This is a genomic window from Acidiphilium sp. 34-64-41 (genome assembly GCF_002282635.1).
Classification (GTDB): Bacteria; Pseudomonadota; Alphaproteobacteria; order Acetobacterales; family Acetobacteraceae; genus Acidiphilium; species Acidiphilium rubrum.
On the sequence record NZ_NCJX01000048.1, the window covers coordinates 1 to 16,872 of the forward strand.

At 63.0% G+C, this 16,872-nt stretch carries 16 protein-coding genes and 1 pseudogene; 8 read left to right on the plus strand and 9 right to left on the minus strand.

Features of this window, described 5'->3' with window-relative positions:
- Positions 1-158: 158 nt before the first annotated feature.
- The 3 genes and pseudogenes from B7X49_RS11080 to B7X49_RS11090 all read left to right on the plus strand — a co-directional run.
- Positions 159-611: pseudogene (locus B7X49_RS11080) on the plus strand (ISAs1 family transposase); the annotation flags it as partial.
- Positions 612-854: 243 nt separating this feature from the next.
- On the plus strand, positions 855-2,633 hold the full coding sequence (locus B7X49_RS11085; RefSeq protein WP_408735596.1) for a copper resistance system multicopper oxidase: 1,779 nt from the start codon (positions 855-857) through the stop codon (positions 2,631-2,633).
- A complete protein-coding gene (locus B7X49_RS11090) occupies positions 2,630-3,700 on the plus strand; it encodes a copper resistance protein B (protein WP_265638336.1) in 1,071 nt (356 codons plus the stop codon). Before B7X49_RS11085 ends, B7X49_RS11090 begins: the two co-directional genes overlap by 4 nt.
- 76 nt (positions 3,701-3,776) lie before the next feature.
- Here B7X49_RS11090 and B7X49_RS11095 read toward each other — a convergent pair whose 3' ends face one another.
- The 9 genes from B7X49_RS11095 to B7X49_RS11135 are packed head-to-tail and all read right to left on the minus strand — an operon-like array spanning position 3,777 to position 10,649.
- A complete protein-coding gene (locus B7X49_RS11095) occupies positions 3,777-5,003 on the minus strand; it encodes a hypothetical protein (RefSeq protein ID WP_265638337.1) in 1,227 nt (408 codons plus the stop codon).
- The gene (gene pspAA / locus B7X49_RS11100) at positions 5,000-5,299 is read right to left on the minus strand and encodes a PspA-associated protein PspAA (protein ID WP_265638338.1); all 300 of its coding nucleotides are present in this window, start codon (positions 5,297-5,299) and stop codon (positions 5,000-5,002) included. Before pspAA ends, B7X49_RS11095 begins: the two co-directional genes overlap by 4 nt.
- Positions 5,299-6,084: a PspA/IM30 family protein gene (locus B7X49_RS11105; RefSeq protein WP_265638339.1), complete on the minus strand. Its 786-nt coding sequence runs from the start codon at positions 6,082-6,084 to the stop codon at positions 5,299-5,301. Before B7X49_RS11105 ends, pspAA begins: the two co-directional genes overlap by 1 nt.
- A gap of 58 nt (positions 6,085-6,142) precedes the next feature.
- Complete coding sequence (locus tag B7X49_RS11110) at positions 6,143-6,799, minus strand: DUF4396 domain-containing protein (RefSeq protein WP_265638340.1); 657 nt, start codon at positions 6,797-6,799, stop codon at positions 6,143-6,145.
- A gap of 42 nt (positions 6,800-6,841) precedes the next feature.
- Entirely contained in the window at positions 6,842-7,744 is a 903-nt protein-coding gene (locus B7X49_RS11115) for an NAD(P)/FAD-dependent oxidoreductase (RefSeq protein WP_265638341.1), read from the minus strand.
- On the minus strand, positions 7,744-9,240 hold the full coding sequence (locus tag B7X49_RS11120; RefSeq protein ID WP_286839375.1) for a multicopper oxidase family protein: 1,497 nt from the start codon (positions 9,238-9,240) through the stop codon (positions 7,744-7,746). The genes B7X49_RS11115 and B7X49_RS11120 overlap by 1 nt, the downstream gene beginning before the upstream one ends.
- Positions 9,241-9,298: 58 nt before the next feature.
- On the minus strand, positions 9,299-9,991 hold the full coding sequence (locus B7X49_RS11125; RefSeq protein ID WP_286839378.1) for a permease: 693 nt from the start codon (positions 9,989-9,991) through the stop codon (positions 9,299-9,301).
- On the minus strand, positions 9,904-10,431 hold the full coding sequence (locus B7X49_RS11130) for a permease (protein ID WP_286839380.1): 528 nt from the start codon (positions 10,429-10,431) through the stop codon (positions 9,904-9,906). The genes B7X49_RS11125 and B7X49_RS11130 overlap by 88 nt, the downstream gene beginning before the upstream one ends.
- A gap of 17 nt (positions 10,432-10,448) precedes the next feature.
- Positions 10,449-10,649 (minus strand): heavy-metal-associated domain-containing protein, encoded by a 201-nt coding sequence (locus tag B7X49_RS11135; RefSeq protein ID WP_265638344.1) that lies wholly within the window; start codon positions 10,647-10,649, stop codon positions 10,449-10,451.
- Between the two features lie 164 nt (positions 10,650-10,813).
- Between B7X49_RS11135 and B7X49_RS11140 the strand changes: the two genes are divergently transcribed.
- Genes B7X49_RS11140 through B7X49_RS11160 form a run of 5 tightly spaced genes read left to right on the plus strand, consistent with a single transcriptional unit; the run spans position 10,814 to position 16,860 of the window.
- Complete coding sequence (locus B7X49_RS11140; RefSeq protein WP_286839383.1) at positions 10,814-13,276, plus strand: heavy metal translocating P-type ATPase; 2,463 nt, start codon at positions 10,814-10,816, stop codon at positions 13,274-13,276.
- Positions 13,277-13,292: 16 nt separating this feature from the next.
- Positions 13,293-14,492: a protein-disulfide reductase DsbD gene (locus B7X49_RS11145; RefSeq protein WP_265638345.1), complete on the plus strand. Its 1,200-nt coding sequence runs from the start codon at positions 13,293-13,295 to the stop codon at positions 14,490-14,492.
- Positions 14,489-15,070, plus strand: a complete 582-nt coding sequence (locus tag B7X49_RS11150; protein ID WP_286839386.1) for a protein-disulfide reductase DsbD domain-containing protein — start codon at positions 14,489-14,491, stop codon at positions 15,068-15,070. The genes B7X49_RS11145 and B7X49_RS11150 overlap by 4 nt, the downstream gene beginning before the upstream one ends.
- Positions 15,071-15,103: 33 nt before the next feature.
- Positions 15,104-15,964 carry a class I SAM-dependent methyltransferase gene (locus B7X49_RS11155; protein WP_265638347.1) on the plus strand — a complete coding sequence of 287 codons (861 nt, stop codon included), beginning with the start codon at positions 15,104-15,106 and terminating at the stop codon, positions 15,962-15,964.
- A gap of 2 nt (positions 15,965-15,966) precedes the next feature.
- On the plus strand, positions 15,967-16,860 hold the full coding sequence (locus tag B7X49_RS11160; RefSeq protein ID WP_286839389.1) for a TlpA disulfide reductase family protein: 894 nt from the start codon (positions 15,967-15,969) through the stop codon (positions 16,858-16,860).
- Positions 16,861-16,872: the final 12 nt, after the last annotated feature.

The window sequence follows — 16,872 nt, forward strand, 5'->3', positions numbered from 1 at the left end:
TCTCCCTCCACCAGCCGCCTCCTTATGAGCCTCCAGAAGGAGTCCAGCTAAACCGCTTGAGATCAGATCGCTACACGATCGAGACCGGACGCTTACGGGCTTGCGGCACGATGGCGAACTGGATTCCAAAGGGTGGAGTTCAATGAGGGCCCATCGTCATGGAAGAGTTTGCCGCCTGCTTTGCCGAAGTCATCGATCCCCGTCAGGATAACGCGCGCCATAATCTGCATGAACTGCTGATGATCGCACTTTGCACCATTCTATCTGGCGGCAAGGACTGTTCGGACATGGCGCTGTTCGGCAAGGTCAAGGAACCGTTCCTGCGGCAATTTTTGCGCCTGCGGCACGGCATTCCCAGCCACGACACCTTCAGCCGAGTTTTTCGGCTTCTTGACCCGGCGCCATTCGAAGCCTGCTTCACGCGTTTCATGCAGCATTTCGCTGAGAGCTTGCAGGGGGTGGTGGCAATTGACGGCAAGACATTACGGCGCTCCTTCGACCGGGCTGCAGGCAAGTCCCCGCTGCACATGCTCCATGCTTGGTCCGTGGACCAGCGGCTATTGCTTGGTCAGCTTGCGGTCGACGGTGAGTCTAATGAAATCACGGCGGTGCTGTCAGTTTCCCTTAAAGAGTAGATTCTGCTGAAGCCAGCGCCGATTTCCCTTAAACTATAGATTCTATAGCGTTAATCGAGACAATGAGACGCTCCTTCCACGAAAGTGAGTCTACTGTCTACGGGATAATTCTACACATCAAAGGAAATTTCGTCGCATCGCCACCCAACAAAATCAAAGAGTTGCCCGGCCCAGAATCTATTCTTTAAGGGAAACTGACACAGGGGTAGCGACATGCCGATGTACCGCCGCCACGTTGTCAGGGGCTTGGCTATGAGCGGCGCAGCATTAACTCTTAGGAATGCCCGCGCGTCCAATGGTGAGTTGAGACCGGGACTTCGCCCGGAATTATTTGGGCCACATTTCAATCTGGCGATCTCCCGCATGCCGGCCAATATTACCGGCAACCGTTCCTGGGCCTACGCGATTAATGGCTCATTCCCGGCACCGCTGCTGCGTTGGCGGGAAGGCGATGATCTTACTATTAATGTTACCAATAACTTGTCGGAAAGCACGTCGATCCATTGGCACGGCATCCGGGTGCCGAATCCCATGGATGGCGTACCCGGTCTCGATTTTCCGGGCATCGCGCCGGGCGAGACCTTTGTCTACCGCTTCCCGGTGCGGCAATACGGCACCTACTGGTATCACAGCCATACCGGGTATCAGGAGCAGAAAGGACATCGCGGCCCGCTGGTCATCGAGCGGCGCGACGAGCCGATCAAGGCCGACCGCGACTACGTGGTGATGCTGACCGACTGGAGCGATGTCGATCCGCGTGTCATCGCCAGCAACCTCAAGAAAGACAGCGGATACTACAACACGCACAAGCGCACCGTCAGCAGCTTCGTCGACGAGACGGCCCAGCGTGGCCTGGTGCCGACGCTGAAAAGCCGCCTGATGTGGGGGAAGATGCGGATGATGGCGACCGGTATCGCCGGCGTCACCGGCTATACCTATACGTATTTGCTCAACGGCCTGCCTCCGGCGACCAACTGGACCGGCCTCTTCCGAGCGGGCGAGCGTATCCGCCTTCGCTTCATCAACGGCTCGGCGATGACCTATTTCGATATCCGCGTGCCCGGCCTGAAAATGACGGTGGTGCAGGCGGACGGCAACGACGTCGATCCGGTCACGGTGGATGAACTACGCATCGCCGTCGCCGAGACCTACGATGTCATCGTGCAACCGGAACAGGATATCGCCTACACGATCTTTGCTCAGTCGGAGGATCGCAGCGGCTATGCGCGCGGCACGTTGGCACCGCGCGTTGGCATGGCGGGACCGGTCCCACCGATGGACCCGCGGCCTTTGCGCACCATGCTCGATATGGCGATGCCGATGATGAACAAGGGACAATGGGGCGAGTCCCGCCCCAACCTCACCCGCATGGGCGGCATGGAAAAAATGGCCGGCGGCATGGCGAAGGGCATGAAAAAGATGAAGCCCGGCATGCCGATCAGCGAAAAAATCACCGGTGGCCATCCAGCGGTCATGGCACCCGATCCCGACAAGCCGCACATGAGCTACGAGGTGCAGACGGTGGCGAAAATGCCGACCGAGCGTCTCGCCAGCGCCGGCGATGCGCTGAACCATCTCGGCCGCCGCGTCCTCACCTATGCGGACCTTCGGGCGCTCTATCGCGGTTCCGATCCCCGTCCACCCTCACGCGAGATCGTGCTGCACCTGACCGGCAACATGAAGCGCTTCATCTGGGGCTTCAACGGCAAGAAGTTCAGCCAGGCGGAGCCGATCCGCCTTCGCCTCGGCGAGCGGGTGCGCTTCCGGCTGATCAACGACACCATGATGGCGCACCCGATCCATCTGCATGGATTGTGGATGGAGCTGGAGAACGGCAAGGGGATGCACCGGCCCTACAAGCAGACGATCGGCGTGGCACCGGGGGAGGAGCTGTGCCATCTGGTAACCGCCGATACACCGGGCCACTGGGCCTATCATTGCCACCTGCTCTACCATTTCGAGGAAGGTGGCATGTTCCGCACCGTCCTGGTGTCATGAAAACCATGGCAAATATTCGCCGATTCACCAGCGCGGCCCTTACGGTGGGCGTTGTCGCAATTTCCGTGCCGGCCTTGGCCGAAAGTCCGAACCAGCAGGCTGAATCGCCGTATGGTTACAAGCTCAACGACAACAGTGTTTATATCCATGGCGTCCTGAGCCAGATGGAAGGGCGATTGAATGGCCAGAACGCCTATTTCCGCTGGGATGGACAGGCTTGGGCGGGAACCGACGAGAACAAAATCTGGTTCAAGACCGAAGGCCGCAAATATGCCGGCAGAACCGAGGACGGCGATCAGGAGCTTCTCTACGACCGCCCGATCAGCCGGTTTTTCGATGTCCAGGCGGGTGGCCGCTACGATTTGGATTCGCGGCCGGGCCGTGGCTGGGCGGCGTTCGGTGTCGAAGGCTATGCGCCGGAGTTCATCAACGTGGAGGCGACGGTCTATGCCAGCGACCAGGGGCACTATGCGGCACGCCTGATCGCCAGCTATAATCTCTTTGTCACGCAGTTCCTGGTCGCCCAGCCCCAGATCGAGATGAATTTCTACACCAAGCGTGATCCGGCGCGCTTGGTGGGCGCTGGCCTGTCGGATATCGATGCCGGGTTCCGGCTGCGCTACGAGATCGGCCGCAAATTCGCGCCTTATGTAGGCGTCACCGACTACCAGCAGTTCGGCGGCACGGCGGTGCTTGCCCGACAGCATGGTGAACATCCGCGCGACCTGCGCTTCGTGGTGGGGATACGGGACATGGTTCTGAAGCGTCACCTGACGCCACTTCTGGCGCTTCTGACTTTCGCCACAATCACGTCCGCTCATGCCGGGCAGAACGGCGCGAAGCCATCTGGTGAAGGTCACGGCATGCCGAACCTGGCAAACGCGCCCAAGAACGACCGGCGGCACTTACAAATAAACGCGCTGATGGACCGCTGTGCCCGCCAGCAGCAGCAGATGCAGCAGAACCAGCATATCGCCGGCAGCACTCCGGCGGTTGCCGCACGCTGCCGCAAGCTCGACAAGATGATGAACTCCCATCACGAGTACGAACTGACCCAACCCCAGTAAGATCTGGTGAAGTCACAGCCTCGAACTGCGCAAGAGAGGCTGGAGTCGAGGGAAGCCGAGGCGTTTGACCCTGAGGCTATCGGTTTTCGTCGCAGTAATCGGTCTCGCTGGTGCTGAAAAAGTTGCCGACGGTAATTTGTCGCTTGAACGGACCGACCTCGGCGAGCGGTTCGGCCGAGACGTCGAAGGCGAATTCCTGGCCGGGGCGCAACCGGGTGCGATCGATCTCGACCTCGTGGTCCACGTGATAGATGGCACCCCAGGGGCAGCAATAGTAGCAGCGCCCTTGCTGAGAGCGGTTGTCCTTCGCGTAGGAGATGTCGCCGCGCGCCAGGGCCGCTTCGATCTCCTGCTGGATCGCGAGGGTCGCTTCCGGTGCGGGATCGCGGCTCCACAGATAGCCCAGCGCCTTTTGCGCCTTCATGTCCTTGCGGAAATGCGGAGCGGCATGCGGGTCGGTCAGGCAGAACAAATCGAACCCCGGCATGCCCGGCAGTGGCAGGGCACGGATGGTTGCGGTGCTTCTCCGGTTTTGCCGGCGGTTGCGGTCCTCGGTGATCGCGGCGGGCATCGCTGCCAGTTGGCCCAGCCGGAAGGCACTTTCGATCGCGGCCTTGATCGTGGTTTCCATCCGCTCATGCAGCGCGCTGCCTGGTGCATGTGAGGACTGGTATAGGCTCTGGGCATAGTCGCTCGATGAGGTCAGCGACGCGAGTTCGCCCTGCAGCATGGCGAGTTCGGCCTTGTGGGTATCGTCGGTCGCTGCCCGGGCGCAATCGGCCACCGCGATCGTGGCGTGTTCGGCAATGGTACGGCAGGCTGCCATCATCGCCGCCAGGTGCGCCGCCGGGCATGGCTCGACCTCGACCCAAGCCGGCAATGCCACCGGTACCCGGCGCGGCAGCACGAAGGTTTCGTCGCCTTGGGCGCGCAAGGCTGCCGCCAGCCATTCCTCAACCGCGCCGTAGAACAGCTCCGCCTGCCGTGCGGTGACCGGCGGCACGAAGCCGATCGTGCCGGGATCGGCATCGTAGTCGGCTTGCAGGAAAGCATCGCCCAGGGTCTGGAACGAATAGGCGATCCAGGTGGCCGCCAGGAAGGAGCGTTCGCTGTCGGTCATAGTCCAGGCGGTCTTGCCGGCGGCGACCAGCTCGCCGCGGCGATGTTCGGCCTTGACGAAGAGATCATACACCGCACCGCCGGCACCGCGATACGCTTCGAGCGTGGCGGCCGAGACCTCGCCGGTCGCCATTGCGCGCAGCCGGGTCATGATGCCGGGCGTGCTGGTCGCAATGGCGCTCATAGTGGCGCTTCCGACGTGCCGGGAAATGGCAGGTCGCCGTGATCGAGCATCCGATGCGCCTCGGCAAGCGTGGTGCCGGCTTCCGGCACGACCAGGCTGGAGACGCCGATGTGATCTGGGGCGACCTGCTTGCCGTGGTGCGCAAGGATATCATGCAATGCGGCGAGAGCGGTCTCAAACCCTGCTTCGTCGCCGGCCTCGATCGCCACGAGCAGATCGCGATCGATTGTGATCAGCCCGGGGGTGAAATCGTCAGGCAGTTCGATCTGGCCGTGGCCCATGATGCGGACGATCATCAGGAACGATCCTTGTTCGGGGCCGGAAGTTCGGCCAAGGAAGACGTGGTGGGAACCGGCCGGCCGATCAGCGGAATCGGTGCCGGCGGCGCCAGGCCGAGTTCGGCCTTGAGCCTTGCAAGATCCCCCGACACCGCAGAGGCTTGGCCAGTCCGGTCGAGTTCGAGCTGTAGCGGATCGCCTGGCCCGGTCAGGCCGATGTTGAAATTATCGGTCATGTCCTGCAAGGCGGCCGCCCTCGCGTTGACCCGTGCCACCTTGTCCTGCGCGCGCTCCATGGCGGCGTTGACGTCGCCCATTTCCTCAGACAGGCCGGCCAGTGACTCCGATATTTTCGCCTGGCTGTCAGCGGCGGTGGCTGTCGCGCGCAAGGTTTCCTTCTGGATCCGGAAGGCGGCAATCTTGGCGGCGAGGCGCTCGTTGGCACCTTCCAGGCTCGTCTGCTTATCGATCATCTGCTGGTGCTGCTGGTCGAGCGCCTGAAGCTGGCCGCGCAATGCCGCACGCTGTTGCAACGCCTGTTGCGCCAGGTCTTCGCGCCCCTGCAGCAAGGCCTGCCTCGATTGCTGGTCCAGCCGTGCGTCGGTCTGGCGCACGCCGTCCATCTGACTTTCGATCAACTTGCGCGACGTCAGCACATCGGCGATCGACCGGCTCATCTGCAACCGCATCTCGGTCATCTTGGCGTAGGCATGATCGAAAATTTCGGACGGGTTTTCTGCATTGTCGAGCGCTCGATTGCCCTTGGCGCTGATGATGAGACCCAGCCTGCTGAACAAGCTCATCGAATATCTCCTTTTGCCGGTTTCGAACGGACCACGTCGTTACAACCGTCGATCGTCATCACATCGCCTCCTTAACCCCGATCTTCACCAGCCACCAGTTTACCGGGAAGGTGGTCGCGAAACCGACGATCATGCCGATCTGCATCATGAACCAGAATACCGGGCTGTCCGGCTTCAGGGCAGGGTGAAAGAACACGAAGCGCATCAGGGCCATCCACCCGAACAGGCCGATTTCGAAGCTGGTCAGCGACAGCGCATCCGCCTTCAGGGCCGCGACGATGCCTTGACCCGGACTTAAATTACGCATCGGCACGATGGCGAAATACTGGAACGCGATGCCGAGCGAGAAAGCGAGGACGTAGTCACCCGCCAGTTCCGCTCCGAACGTCGAGCCGGCGATGGCAAAGCCGGTGAAAAAGATGGCGAACTCGGCGATGATGTCGCCCAGCGTGCAGCCGGCGCCGCAATGGGTGGCGCCGACGAACGTGGTCATCCAAAAGGGTTTGTCCTTGTGGTCCGATCCGGCCTGACGGCCCATCGCCCAATAGGCCCAGACCGCAAGCGGGCCGAAATACAGCGCCGTCACCGGCCAGACCGCATTCATCACCCCCATTTTCTGCGGGTGCCGGCGCAGGTCGAGCATTATAACCACCATGCTCGCGAAGGCGGCGGTGAGCGAGAGAATAGCGAGCGGATAAAGCCAAGGGTATTGCATGTGACATCCTTCCTGCCGGGTGCGGCGGGTGCATGAAACAGATCATTCGACCGCAACACCGCGCAACATGTTGTGGATCGCGGTTGCGGCGATCGCCGCTTCGCCCATCGCGACGCTGATCTGGTTGAGGCCGCGAACGATGTCGCCGGCCGCGAACACCCCGCAGGCCGAGGTCTGCTGATGGGACGAGGTGACGATGCAGCCATCGTCGGTGAGGGTGGCGCCGATCATCTGTGCCAAGGTCGAGCGTTTGCGCGTGCCGAGCGCAGAGTAGATCGCATCGAACCGGTGAACCTGCCCGTCCTGGGTCGTGACCGCGCAGGCCCGGTCCGCTTCCGCGACAATGGCGGCAACCGGCGAACCGACGATCGCAATTCCCGCATCGGCGGCTTCTCGGCGCAGCGCATCGTCTGGTGCCAGTTTCACGTCGGTCGAGAGCAGGCTGACACGGTCCGTGTAGCTGCGCAGGAATTTGGCCTCGCCAAGCCCGCCCGCGCCATGGCCGATGACGCCGACCGTGCGATCGATGATTTCGAAGCCGTCGCACACCGGACAGTAGCGGATCAGGCCATCCGCGACCGCGCCGCGCAGGTCCGGCAACGCAGGAGGAATATCGACGACGCCGGTGGCGAGCAGGATGGTCCGGGCGTGCAGCACGGCGCCGTCGAGTGTCACGGTGAAGCCGGCTTGCCGGTCCCCGGCGAGACGTTCGACCTCGCCCCGCCTGATCGGCGCGCCGTAATGGACCGCCTGGGCAGCCATGCGTTCCAGCAATTCGATGCCGTTGATACCATCCGGAAATCCCGCGTGGTTATGCGATACCGGAACCCACGCCGCACGGCTGGCACCGCCATCGATCAGCTCGAAGTTGCGGCGGAAGCGAGCAAGGTAGATCGCCGCGGTCAGCCCGGCCGGGCCACCGCCGATGATGACACAGTCCAGCACTAGACCGCGATCCCGCGGTAGCGGAACTCGGTCATCATCCCGGCCGCCATGTGATACAGGTTGTGGCAATGGAACGCCCAGCGCCCAGGATTATCGGCCTCGAACGCGATCCGAACGCGCGACCCTTTCCTGCCCGGGACCAGAACCGTGTCCCGCATTGCGCCAGCGATTTTCCGGCCGTCGAGGGCGATCACCTGGAAGCTGTGGCCATGCAGATGCATCGGATGCGCCATCGTCGTCTGGTTGACCAGGTCGATTTCGACCCGCTGGCCGCGTTCCAGCATGAGCGGAGTGATGCGCGGCCAGTATTGACCGTCCAGCGACCATCGATACGGCTGCATCCCCCCGGCGAGCGCGATGGTATGGACCAGATCGGCCCGGCGCGGCTGTAACGGTCTGGTGGCAACCAGCCGCATTTCGAGCGAATTATCCACCGGCGGCGCTTCGGCCGGTGCGGCATCCGACACACGCGCGACCGTTGCACCCTGGGTCGCGAGGATCATGCCGGTGCGGCGGTTCGTGCCTTCGAGGATGGCGGTGACCGGAAATGCGCCGGATGCGCGGGGCAGGTCGATCAGGATATCCAGCCGCTGCGCGATGGCGATCGGAAACCGCTGCCCCGGCACCGGATGAACGTCATGGCCGTCGGCCGCGACCACCCGACCGGTCAGGCGGCCGAGATCGATCCAGAACTGGCTGGACGCCGCGCCGTTGATCACGCGCAGGCGCAGACGACCGCTCTTGCCGACCCGAACGACCGCGGGATCGTCCAGCGTGCGGTCGTTGGCCAGAAATGCGTCGTAGCGGATGTCGTTGAGGTCCATCGTCATGCCGGCCGTCCCGCTGGGGCTGGCCGTTCCGGTGGTATCGGCCTTGTTCATCGCCATACCCGGCGTCGAATCCATCGCCATGCCGGTCATCGATGCGGAGTGGGACGGTGCCGGCATGTTTTCGGTCTGGCGGACGTCCTGGTGGACCGCACCGCCCGACATGCGGGTGAGATCCGCAAACAGATCGTCGGGAGACCGAAAGCTGAAATCGTGCAGCATCAGCACGATCTCCTGGCGATCCTCGCTAATCTCGGTGGCGCTGCGAACGATCAGGGGCGCGGCCATCAGGCTTTGTTCCTGCAGGCCTTGATGCGAGTGCATCCAATACGTTCCGGGGATCGGCGCGAAATCGAACTGTCGCGAGGCACCGGCAGCGATCGGCGGCGTTTGCGGCCAGGGAAAGCCATCCTGCTTCCAGGGCGGGGTCTGCCCATGCCAGTGGATGATGGTGGGCGCACCCGCCTGGTTGGCAAGATCGACGCGGAATCGTTCGCCGGGCGCCAGGGTCAGGCCGGGTTTGCCGTCCGGCCCGCGCAGCCCGAATACGCGCGCAGCTTTGCCGTTGACCTCCAGCGTTCGGGTTTCGGCTGTCAGGTCGAGCGCACCGGATGGCGCCGCCGGTGCCGATAGGGGCCAGAGTGGCAGTGTCGCAGCCGAGGCCGACAAGCCGATGAGAGAACGACGGGACAGGTCGGAGATCACAAGGTTTGTTCCTTCTTCTTTTTTACGAGTGATGATGATGGGCGTGGCCGTCGGAACCGGCATTCGTCGGCGCCGGTGCGGCCATCATGCGCAGCATGTCCGGTCCGCCGGTGCGCATGAAGCGCCAGATCAACATCGCGGCGATCACCAGGAACACGATATTCAGCACGGTCGTGTAGTTCCAACTGACCGACGCCATCGCAACCGTCGCGTGGCGCTTCGCCGGGATCAGCCCGCTGACGCCGAACAGCAGTTCGACCGCATACCCGGCCAGCGCCATCGCCGCGTAGAACACCAGGAACAACAGGCCAGCGATCCGCCACCCGTAATATTTCCGGTAGATGTCGAGGATCGGCAGGATGATCAGGTCGGCAAAGATGAATGCGACGACACCACCAAAGCTGATCCCACCATTCCACAGAACGGCGGCGAGCGGCACATTCCCGACCGAACAGACAAAGGAAATGATCGCAACCAGCGGGCCGATCAGAGGTCCGACCAGGACGGACCCGATCCGATCATGCGCGAGAAACAGCGTCTGCCAGAACTGATGCGGCACCCAGGCCGCGAGGGCACCGGAAATCAGCAGCCCCAACGCGATATCGGTCCAGACGCTCGCCCAGTCCATCACGAAGAAATGGCTAATCGCGGTAAAGCCCTTGGGCGAGATCGCGCGCGACAACACGGTTCCTTCGCCGCCGACCGACATGTCCATCGCCGCATGGCCCTCCATCCGCCCCTGCCGGCCGCGCTCCGCCTGATCGCGCGCCGCCGCGGACCGCCGACGAATTCGGCAAGAGTAAACTGCCAACCGATCAGCACCGCCAATATGATGCCTAATTCCAGAACCAGATTGGTCGAGGCGAACTGAAAGGCCATGGCGGCGGTGAAGTTCCCGCCTTTGCGGAAAATCGAGCGCGCAAGCGCCACCGCCGCATACGAACAGGACGATGAGGCAGCCCCGAGACCGCTCGCGATCAGGATCGAGCGCGGTCCCGCATCCGGCAGCAACCGGCCCATCTCGCCCTTCGTCACCACCGCCTGCACGACACCCGACAGCAGGAACCCGAGGATCAACGCCCACAGGATATCCCACCCCATCGACAGGGCAAACAGCATCGCATGCAGCAGCGCGATCGCGACATGATGAACCATGAACCGGCTCGGAGGCGCTATGCGGCTGCCCGGACCTCGTAGCCTTCGTCAATGATCGCCTTGCGGACCGCCCCGGCATCGGGACGACCGCCGACCTCGACTTCGCCGCGCTCCAGATCCACCTTGACGCTCTCGACCAGCGGGACTGTGTTGACCGCCTTGGTGACTGCCGCGACACAGTGCCCGCAGGTCATGCCCGAAACTTTCAACGTAAGCATCACTTTCTCCTCTTTTGGATTTCGACCTCGAAGGTGGGGCTTCCATAATGGGAAGGTCAAGACGTGGGCCGCCGATCGTCATCCGTAATCTTCCGCCAATCCGCCCGGGCTTGACCTTACCACTATGGCAAGCTCCATATCTCCGGTCACCAAGGAGTAAGGCATTGGATCTCGCAATCGCACCTACAGCCGTCGTCCGTCCACAAGCCACCGCCACCGCCACCGCATTCGACATCGGTATCGACGGGTTGACGTGTGCGTCCTGTGTCGGCCGAGTCGAGAAAGCGTTGGCGCGGCTGCCTGGGGTCGTCGATGTTTCGGTCAATCTCGCGACGGAGCGCGCTCATGTAACGGTTGCGCAACCGCCCGAGGGCGACCCGCCCGACGCCGGCGCGATGATCCAGGCCATCGAGCGTGGCGGCTATGCGGTGCGCACGGCGCAAATCGACCTGCGCATCGACGGCATGACCTGCGCGAGTTGCGTGGGTCGGGTCGAACGGGCGCTCAGGCGTCTCCCTGGCGTGTTGTCGGCCGAGGTCAATCTGGCAACCGAGCAGGCACGCGTTGCCGTTCTGCAAGGGGCGATATCAACGGATTGGCTGGTCGCGGCGGCGCGGGACGCCGGCTATGGTGCGGTGCCGATCGTGGATCACGACGAAGCGACCGAAAGCACGCGCTTGCAGGCGCGGAACCGGCGGGAGTTGCAGCGCGTCTGTTTCGCCGCCGCGCTGTCTGCTCCGCTGATCGCCGGTATGGCAATGCACCTGGCCGGATCGCGCTGGATGTTGCCGGGCTGGGGGCAGCTCGTCCTGGCCAGCATCGTGCAGTTCGGACTGGGCTGGCGGTTCTACGTCGCTGGTTGGAAAGCCGTGCGGGCGCGGGCGGGGAACATGGATCTGCTCGTCGCGCTGGGCACCTCCGCGGCCTGGGGCCTGAGCGTCTATGAGCTGCTTGCCGCAGGCGCGGGCCAGCCGCCACACCTGTATTTCGAAAGTTCCTCTCTCCTCATCACCTTCATCCTGTTCGGCAAATGGCTCGAAGCGCGTGCGAAGCGCCAGACCGCCTCGGCCTTGCGGGCGCTGATGGGGCTTCGGCCGGACACTGCCCGGGTGCGCCGGGGCGACATCGACATCGAACTGCCGCTCGGCCAGATTGCGGTTGGCGACGTTGTGGTGGTGCGAGCGGGGGAACGGATCCCGGTTGATGGCCGCATCATCGAAGGTGCCGGCAGCGTCGATGAGTCGATGCTGACCGGCGAAAGCCTGCCGGTGGATAAGATGCCCGGCGCGCCTGCGACTGGTGGCACCATCAATCTCGACGGCTTGCTGATCATCGAGACGACAGCAATCGGCGCCGAGACGGCTTTGGCGAAAATCGTGCGCCTGGTCGAAGGCGCGCAGGCCTCCAAGGCGCCGATCCAGCATCTGGTGGACCGGGTCAGCGCGGTGTTCGTTCCCGTCGTTCTGCTGATCGCGGCCGCAACCTTCATCGGCTGGTTCGCCGCCACTGGCGACATGGTCCAGTCGGTACTGACCGCGGTGGCCGTGCTGGTGATCGCATGCCCTTGCTCGTTGGGTCTCGCTACGCCGACCGCAATAATGGCGGGCACCGGTGTCGCGGCGCGGTACGGCATCCTGATCAAGGATGCGGAAGCACTCGAATCCGCCCACGCGATCACGGTTGTCGCTTTCGACAAGACCGGCACGCTGACCGAGGGAAGGCCGCGCGTCACCGATATCGTCTCGATCGGCGGATCGAATGAGCGCGCTGTGATCCAAGCCGCGGCATCGCTACAAGGCGGCAGCGATCACCCGCTGGCCGTCGCGATCCGTGCCCGCGCGGAGGCGGAGCGGTTGGTGGTACCGGCGAGCAGCGGCTTTCGCGCGCTCGCCGGGCGCGGCGTTTCGGCAAGCTTCGACGGGCGCGATCTGGTACTCGGCAATCGTCGCCTGATCGACGAGCATCATCTCGATGCAGGAGAACTCGCCGGACGCGCAGGCGAACTGGAAGCGATCGGCCGGACCGTCTCGTGGCTTGCGGAAACCACGCCGCAGCCTCGCATTCTAGGCCTGCTGGCTTTTGGCGACACCGTCAAGGAAAGCACACGGGTTGCGATCGAGCGGCTGCACCGGACATCGATCCGCACCGTGATGATCACCGGTGACAGCCGCGGCGCGGCCGAAACCGCCGCACACGCGCTAGGCATCGATGAGGTGATTGCGAACGTGCTGCCAGGTGACAAGGCGGAGGCGGTCGCGCGCCTGCGTGCGGACGGTCAGACGGTCGGGATGGTGGGTGACGGGATCAACGACGCACCGGCTCTCGCGGCCGCCGATCTCGGCATCGCGATGGGAACCGGCACCGATGTCGCGATGGGGGCGGCGGGGATTACCCTGATGCAGGGCAATCCCGCCCATGTGGCCGATGCGATCGATATTTCCCGGCAGACCTATCGCAAGATCCGCCAAGGGCTTGGCTGGGCGTTTCTTTACAATGTTGCCGGGATCCCGCTTGCCGCTTTCGGATACCTCAATCCGATCGTCGCCGGTGCGGCGATGGCGCTGAGCAGCGTCAGCGTGGTGGCGAACGCGCTCCTGCTGCGGCGCTGGAAGCCACGCGGACTCTGATTGGAGAAGAGACACCTTGCCCGTTTCTGCTGTCGATTTGTCCGGGGAACTCGCGTTAGCGTTGGTGTCTGGCGCGCTGCTCAACCTCACACCCTGCGTTCTACCTGTCATTCCCTTGAAGATACGCACCATCATTCATCATGCGGGCGGGTCGCCGCGACGGCGCATCGAGGCGGCGATCGCTTTCGCAGCGGGAACCTTGCTGTTTTTCCTGGCCATCGGCATCGCAAGCGCGTTGCTGCACTGGACCTGGGGGGTGTTGTTCCAGTCGCCCTGGGTGATCGCCGTGCTCGTGGCGATGATGGCAAGTTTTGCTGCAATGATCTTCCTCGACATCTCCATGCCGGTACCCGGCTTCGCCTATCGCACGCGCGGCGGACGGCACCTGGAACCGTTCGTTTCCGGCGTGCTGGCCGCCATTTTATCGACACCTTGCACCGGACCTTTTCTTGGTGGGGTGCTTGCCTTTGCCATCACCCAGTCACCACCCACAGTCATTGCGATCTTCGTGTTCGTGGGCATCGGTCTCAGCCTCCCCTATGTCGTGATTCTTCTCCGTCCGTCACTGCTATCCCATCTGCCGCGGGCTGGAGAATGGTCGGATCGCCTGCGCCAGGCCCTGGCGTTCCTGCTGCTGGCAGGTTCCGTCTTCTTCGCCCAGAGCCTGGTCTCGCCAGACTTTGGTCTGTGGCTGTGGCGGGCCTGGGCAATCGCCTTAGGCTTGTGGGCTGCCGTGACCGCGCTGAGAAGTGCCGGCTGGGCCACAGGAGTGGTCGTGCTCGGTTTCGCGGCCGTCGCTCTCTCGACAAGCTATGCCGGCGGCTTGCTGATGCCACCGCAAAACGGACCGCTGCACTGGCGGCCATTCTCGACGCAGCGCCTTGACGCGGCCGAACGGATGAATCGTCCGGTGCTCGTCGAATTCACGGCTGCCTGGTGCATCAACTGCAAAATCTTGGAAAAAACTGTCTACGTCGATCCGGCTGTGGTGGGGGCCGCGCGTCAGGAGCGCCTGCTGGCTCTGCGGGTCGATCTGACGAGGCCGAACCAGTTCCTCGAACATCTCCTGGTCAAGGATGGCGGGGCCGGCTTGCCGTTTGCCGTCATCCGAAATCGCGAAGGGAGGATTACCGAGCGATTTCCGGGGATTTTTACCTCTGCCAGCCTGATCCGGGCGATCCATCAAGCCAGCGCCACATCGGATTTGACGGGATGACGCGTCGATATTGGTACGTCGCTGCCGTGGTTATTGCGGCCGGCGCGAGTCTGATCGCCGGCAGATATTCCCGCGATGGGTCGCTCGGCGCCAACGATAGCGGCGTCCAGGGTGCCGCCGGAGCTTATGCGCGGAGCGAGGGCAACGCCCGGTTTCATTTACCGAGCAGCGCCGACAAGGTCAGCATGGTGGCACGGATCGCCTCCAACGCCGCGCCGTCGAGGGAGCCCGCGATCATGGTGCGCCTGAACATCAAAAAAGGATGGCACGTCAATGCGAATCCGGCATCGTTGCGGTTTCTCATCCCTACCACCGTAAAATCGGAAATTAACCATAAGGCCGTGAGGCTGGATATTTCGTACCCTCCAGGCCGCGACAGCCACGTCAAACTCGATGGCAAGTCGATCCTGGTGTATGACGACAACACGATCCTGCGCGCCGACATGCCAGCTTCGACTCTGGCCCAGCTTCGCTCGGCCGGATCGCTCAGTCTCGTCGTGACCGTGCAATCATGCAGCAATAAAGGCATCTGCCTGCCACCCGCGCAACTGCGTTCGACAATTGCCGCGCATTTCTAGTCTCTTTCATCAACCTTATCTTGGAGTTCAATCATGAAGCGACGGTTCCTTGGCCTTGCCGCGCTCCTTCCGTTGGTTACTGCGGTGACGTCAGCGTCTGCCGCGACACCTGCCTCCGTTGAGGCCGCTCTGCGCAAAGCGATCAATGGGCCGCAACGGACCCCGGCCTACGTCAAGCGGGATCGGTTTCGCCATCCGCTGAGAACGTTGGAGTTCTTCGGCATCCGGCCGGACATGAAGGTGGTTGAAGTTCTCCCCGGCGGCGGATGGTATACCGAAATTCTGGCACCGTTCCTGCACGATCATGGCAAACTCATCGAGGCGACACCCGCCGCAAGCAGCCCAAGCCCGTTCCAACATCGGGAAGCGCTGAAATATCAGCAGAAACTCGCCGCAAATCCTGCGGTCTATGGCCGCGTGACGCTCGAACCGTTCGAACCGCCGGCCTATATGGCGCTGGGCGCGCCCGACTCGGCCGACATGGTCCTGACGTTCCTGAACATGCACGACCTGATGTACGCGAACGTCCATGGCGGTGTCACCGACATGTTCGTCCAGCGCTTTTTCCGTAGCGCCTATCGCACGCTGAAACCCGGCGGCATTCTCGGCATCGTCGCGCATCGCGCGCCCCCGACAATGCCGATCTCGAAGAGCTTCAAACTGGCGCGCCTGCCGCAGCCCTTTGTGATCGCACAGGCCGAGCGCGCCGGCTTTCAGCTCGCCGGCACGTCGGAAATCGTCGCCAACCCGAAAGACCCGCGCGACATTCCGGTGTTCGATCTGCCGCCGATGCTGATGGTGGGCGCGAAAGATCGCGCCAAGTATCAGGCAATCGGCCCCGGCGACGACATGACGTTGAAATTCGTGAAACCGGCCGACGCTGCCGGTCGATAAGGATGCCCATCGTCATCAGCCTCGGCGGTCTGTTGATCCAGACGCCGCGGCTGGCACTTTTCGTGTTTGCCGCCATGACGATCTGGCTTACCAATCGGCTCGGCAAGCGTTGGCGCGTCAGCGATGGTGCGCTCGGCGGCCAGGTCGAGCGCATGTTCCTAATCGGCGTGCTCGGCGCGCGCTTAGCCTATGTCGCACAGCATTTTTCCGCCTATCGACCGCATATCCTGAACGCAGTCTTTATCTGGCAGCCGGGCTACACGCCGTGGGCTGGGTTCGGCGTTGGATTCGCCTATCTCGGCTGGCTGGTTTGGCGCCGCCGGGTTTCGCTCCCTCAACTCCGCGTGATCGCGTTTGCCGGGATCCCTCTGACGGTTTTGTACGTGGGATCACTGGCCACGATCGGGCGATTCGTTCCCGCCGACCGGCTGCATCAGGGCAGCCAATTACCGAGTGTCGGGTTGATGACGTTGAACGGGCGCACGGTGAACCTCTCCGACCTGCGTGGCCGCCCTGCCGTGGTCAATATCTGGGCGACCTGGTGTCTGCCTTGCCGTGAAGAAATGCCGATGCTGAGCCGCACCTTTGCAACGCGGCAGAAGGGTGGCCTTGCGATGGTCGGAGCCGATCTGGCCGAGCCGGCGCGACGGGTCCGGCAGTTTCTTGCTCCGGCGCCGGTCCGTTACCCGGTGTGGGTCGATCCGCCGACGGTCTCAGGTAAAAAAGCGAGATCGCCTTCCACCGGACTTTTCGCCAGGACGGGCGGCTTTGCCGTACCGACGACGATATTCGTCGATCGTAAGGGCATCATACGATCGATCTATGTCGGGAAACTGACTGCTGCGGTCCTGGCCATAAAGCTTGCCGGCATCGGCGCAAAACTCTCCTCGCCGTGACGTTGCGCGCTA

Coding starts and splice junctions, on each gene's coding strand:
- B7X49_RS11085 (WP_408735596.1), top strand. CDS start 855: ATGTACCGCCGCCACGTTGTCAGGGGCTTGGCTATGAGCGGCGCAGCA.
- B7X49_RS11090 (WP_265638336.1), top strand. CDS start 2,630: ATGAAAACCATGGCAAATATTCGCCGATTCACCAGCGCGGCCCTTACG.
- B7X49_RS11095 (WP_265638337.1), bottom strand. CDS start 5,003: ATGAGCGCCATTGCGACCAGCACGCCCGGCATCATGACCCGGCTGCGC.
- pspAA (WP_265638338.1), bottom strand. CDS start 5,299: ATGATCGTCCGCATCATGGGCCACGGCCAGATCGAACTGCCTGACGAT.
- B7X49_RS11105 (WP_265638339.1), bottom strand. CDS start 6,084: ATGAGCTTGTTCAGCAGGCTGGGTCTCATCATCAGCGCCAAGGGCAAT.
- B7X49_RS11110 (WP_265638340.1), bottom strand. CDS start 6,799: ATGCAATACCCTTGGCTTTATCCGCTCGCTATTCTCTCGCTCACCGCC.
- B7X49_RS11125 (WP_286839378.1), bottom strand. CDS start 9,991: ATGGACATGTCGGTCGGCGGCGAAGGAACCGTGTTGTCGCGCGCGATC.
- B7X49_RS11130 (WP_286839380.1), bottom strand. CDS start 10,431: ATGGTTCATCATGTCGCGATCGCGCTGCTGCATGCGATGCTGTTTGCC.
- B7X49_RS11135 (WP_265638344.1), bottom strand. CDS start 10,649: ATGCTTACGTTGAAAGTTTCGGGCATGACCTGCGGGCACTGTGTCGCG.
- B7X49_RS11150 (WP_286839386.1), top strand. CDS start 14,489: ATGACGCGTCGATATTGGTACGTCGCTGCCGTGGTTATTGCGGCCGGC.
- B7X49_RS11155 (WP_265638347.1), top strand. CDS start 15,104: ATGAAGCGACGGTTCCTTGGCCTTGCCGCGCTCCTTCCGTTGGTTACT.
- B7X49_RS11160 (WP_286839389.1), top strand. CDS start 15,967: ATGCCCATCGTCATCAGCCTCGGCGGTCTGTTGATCCAGACGCCGCGG.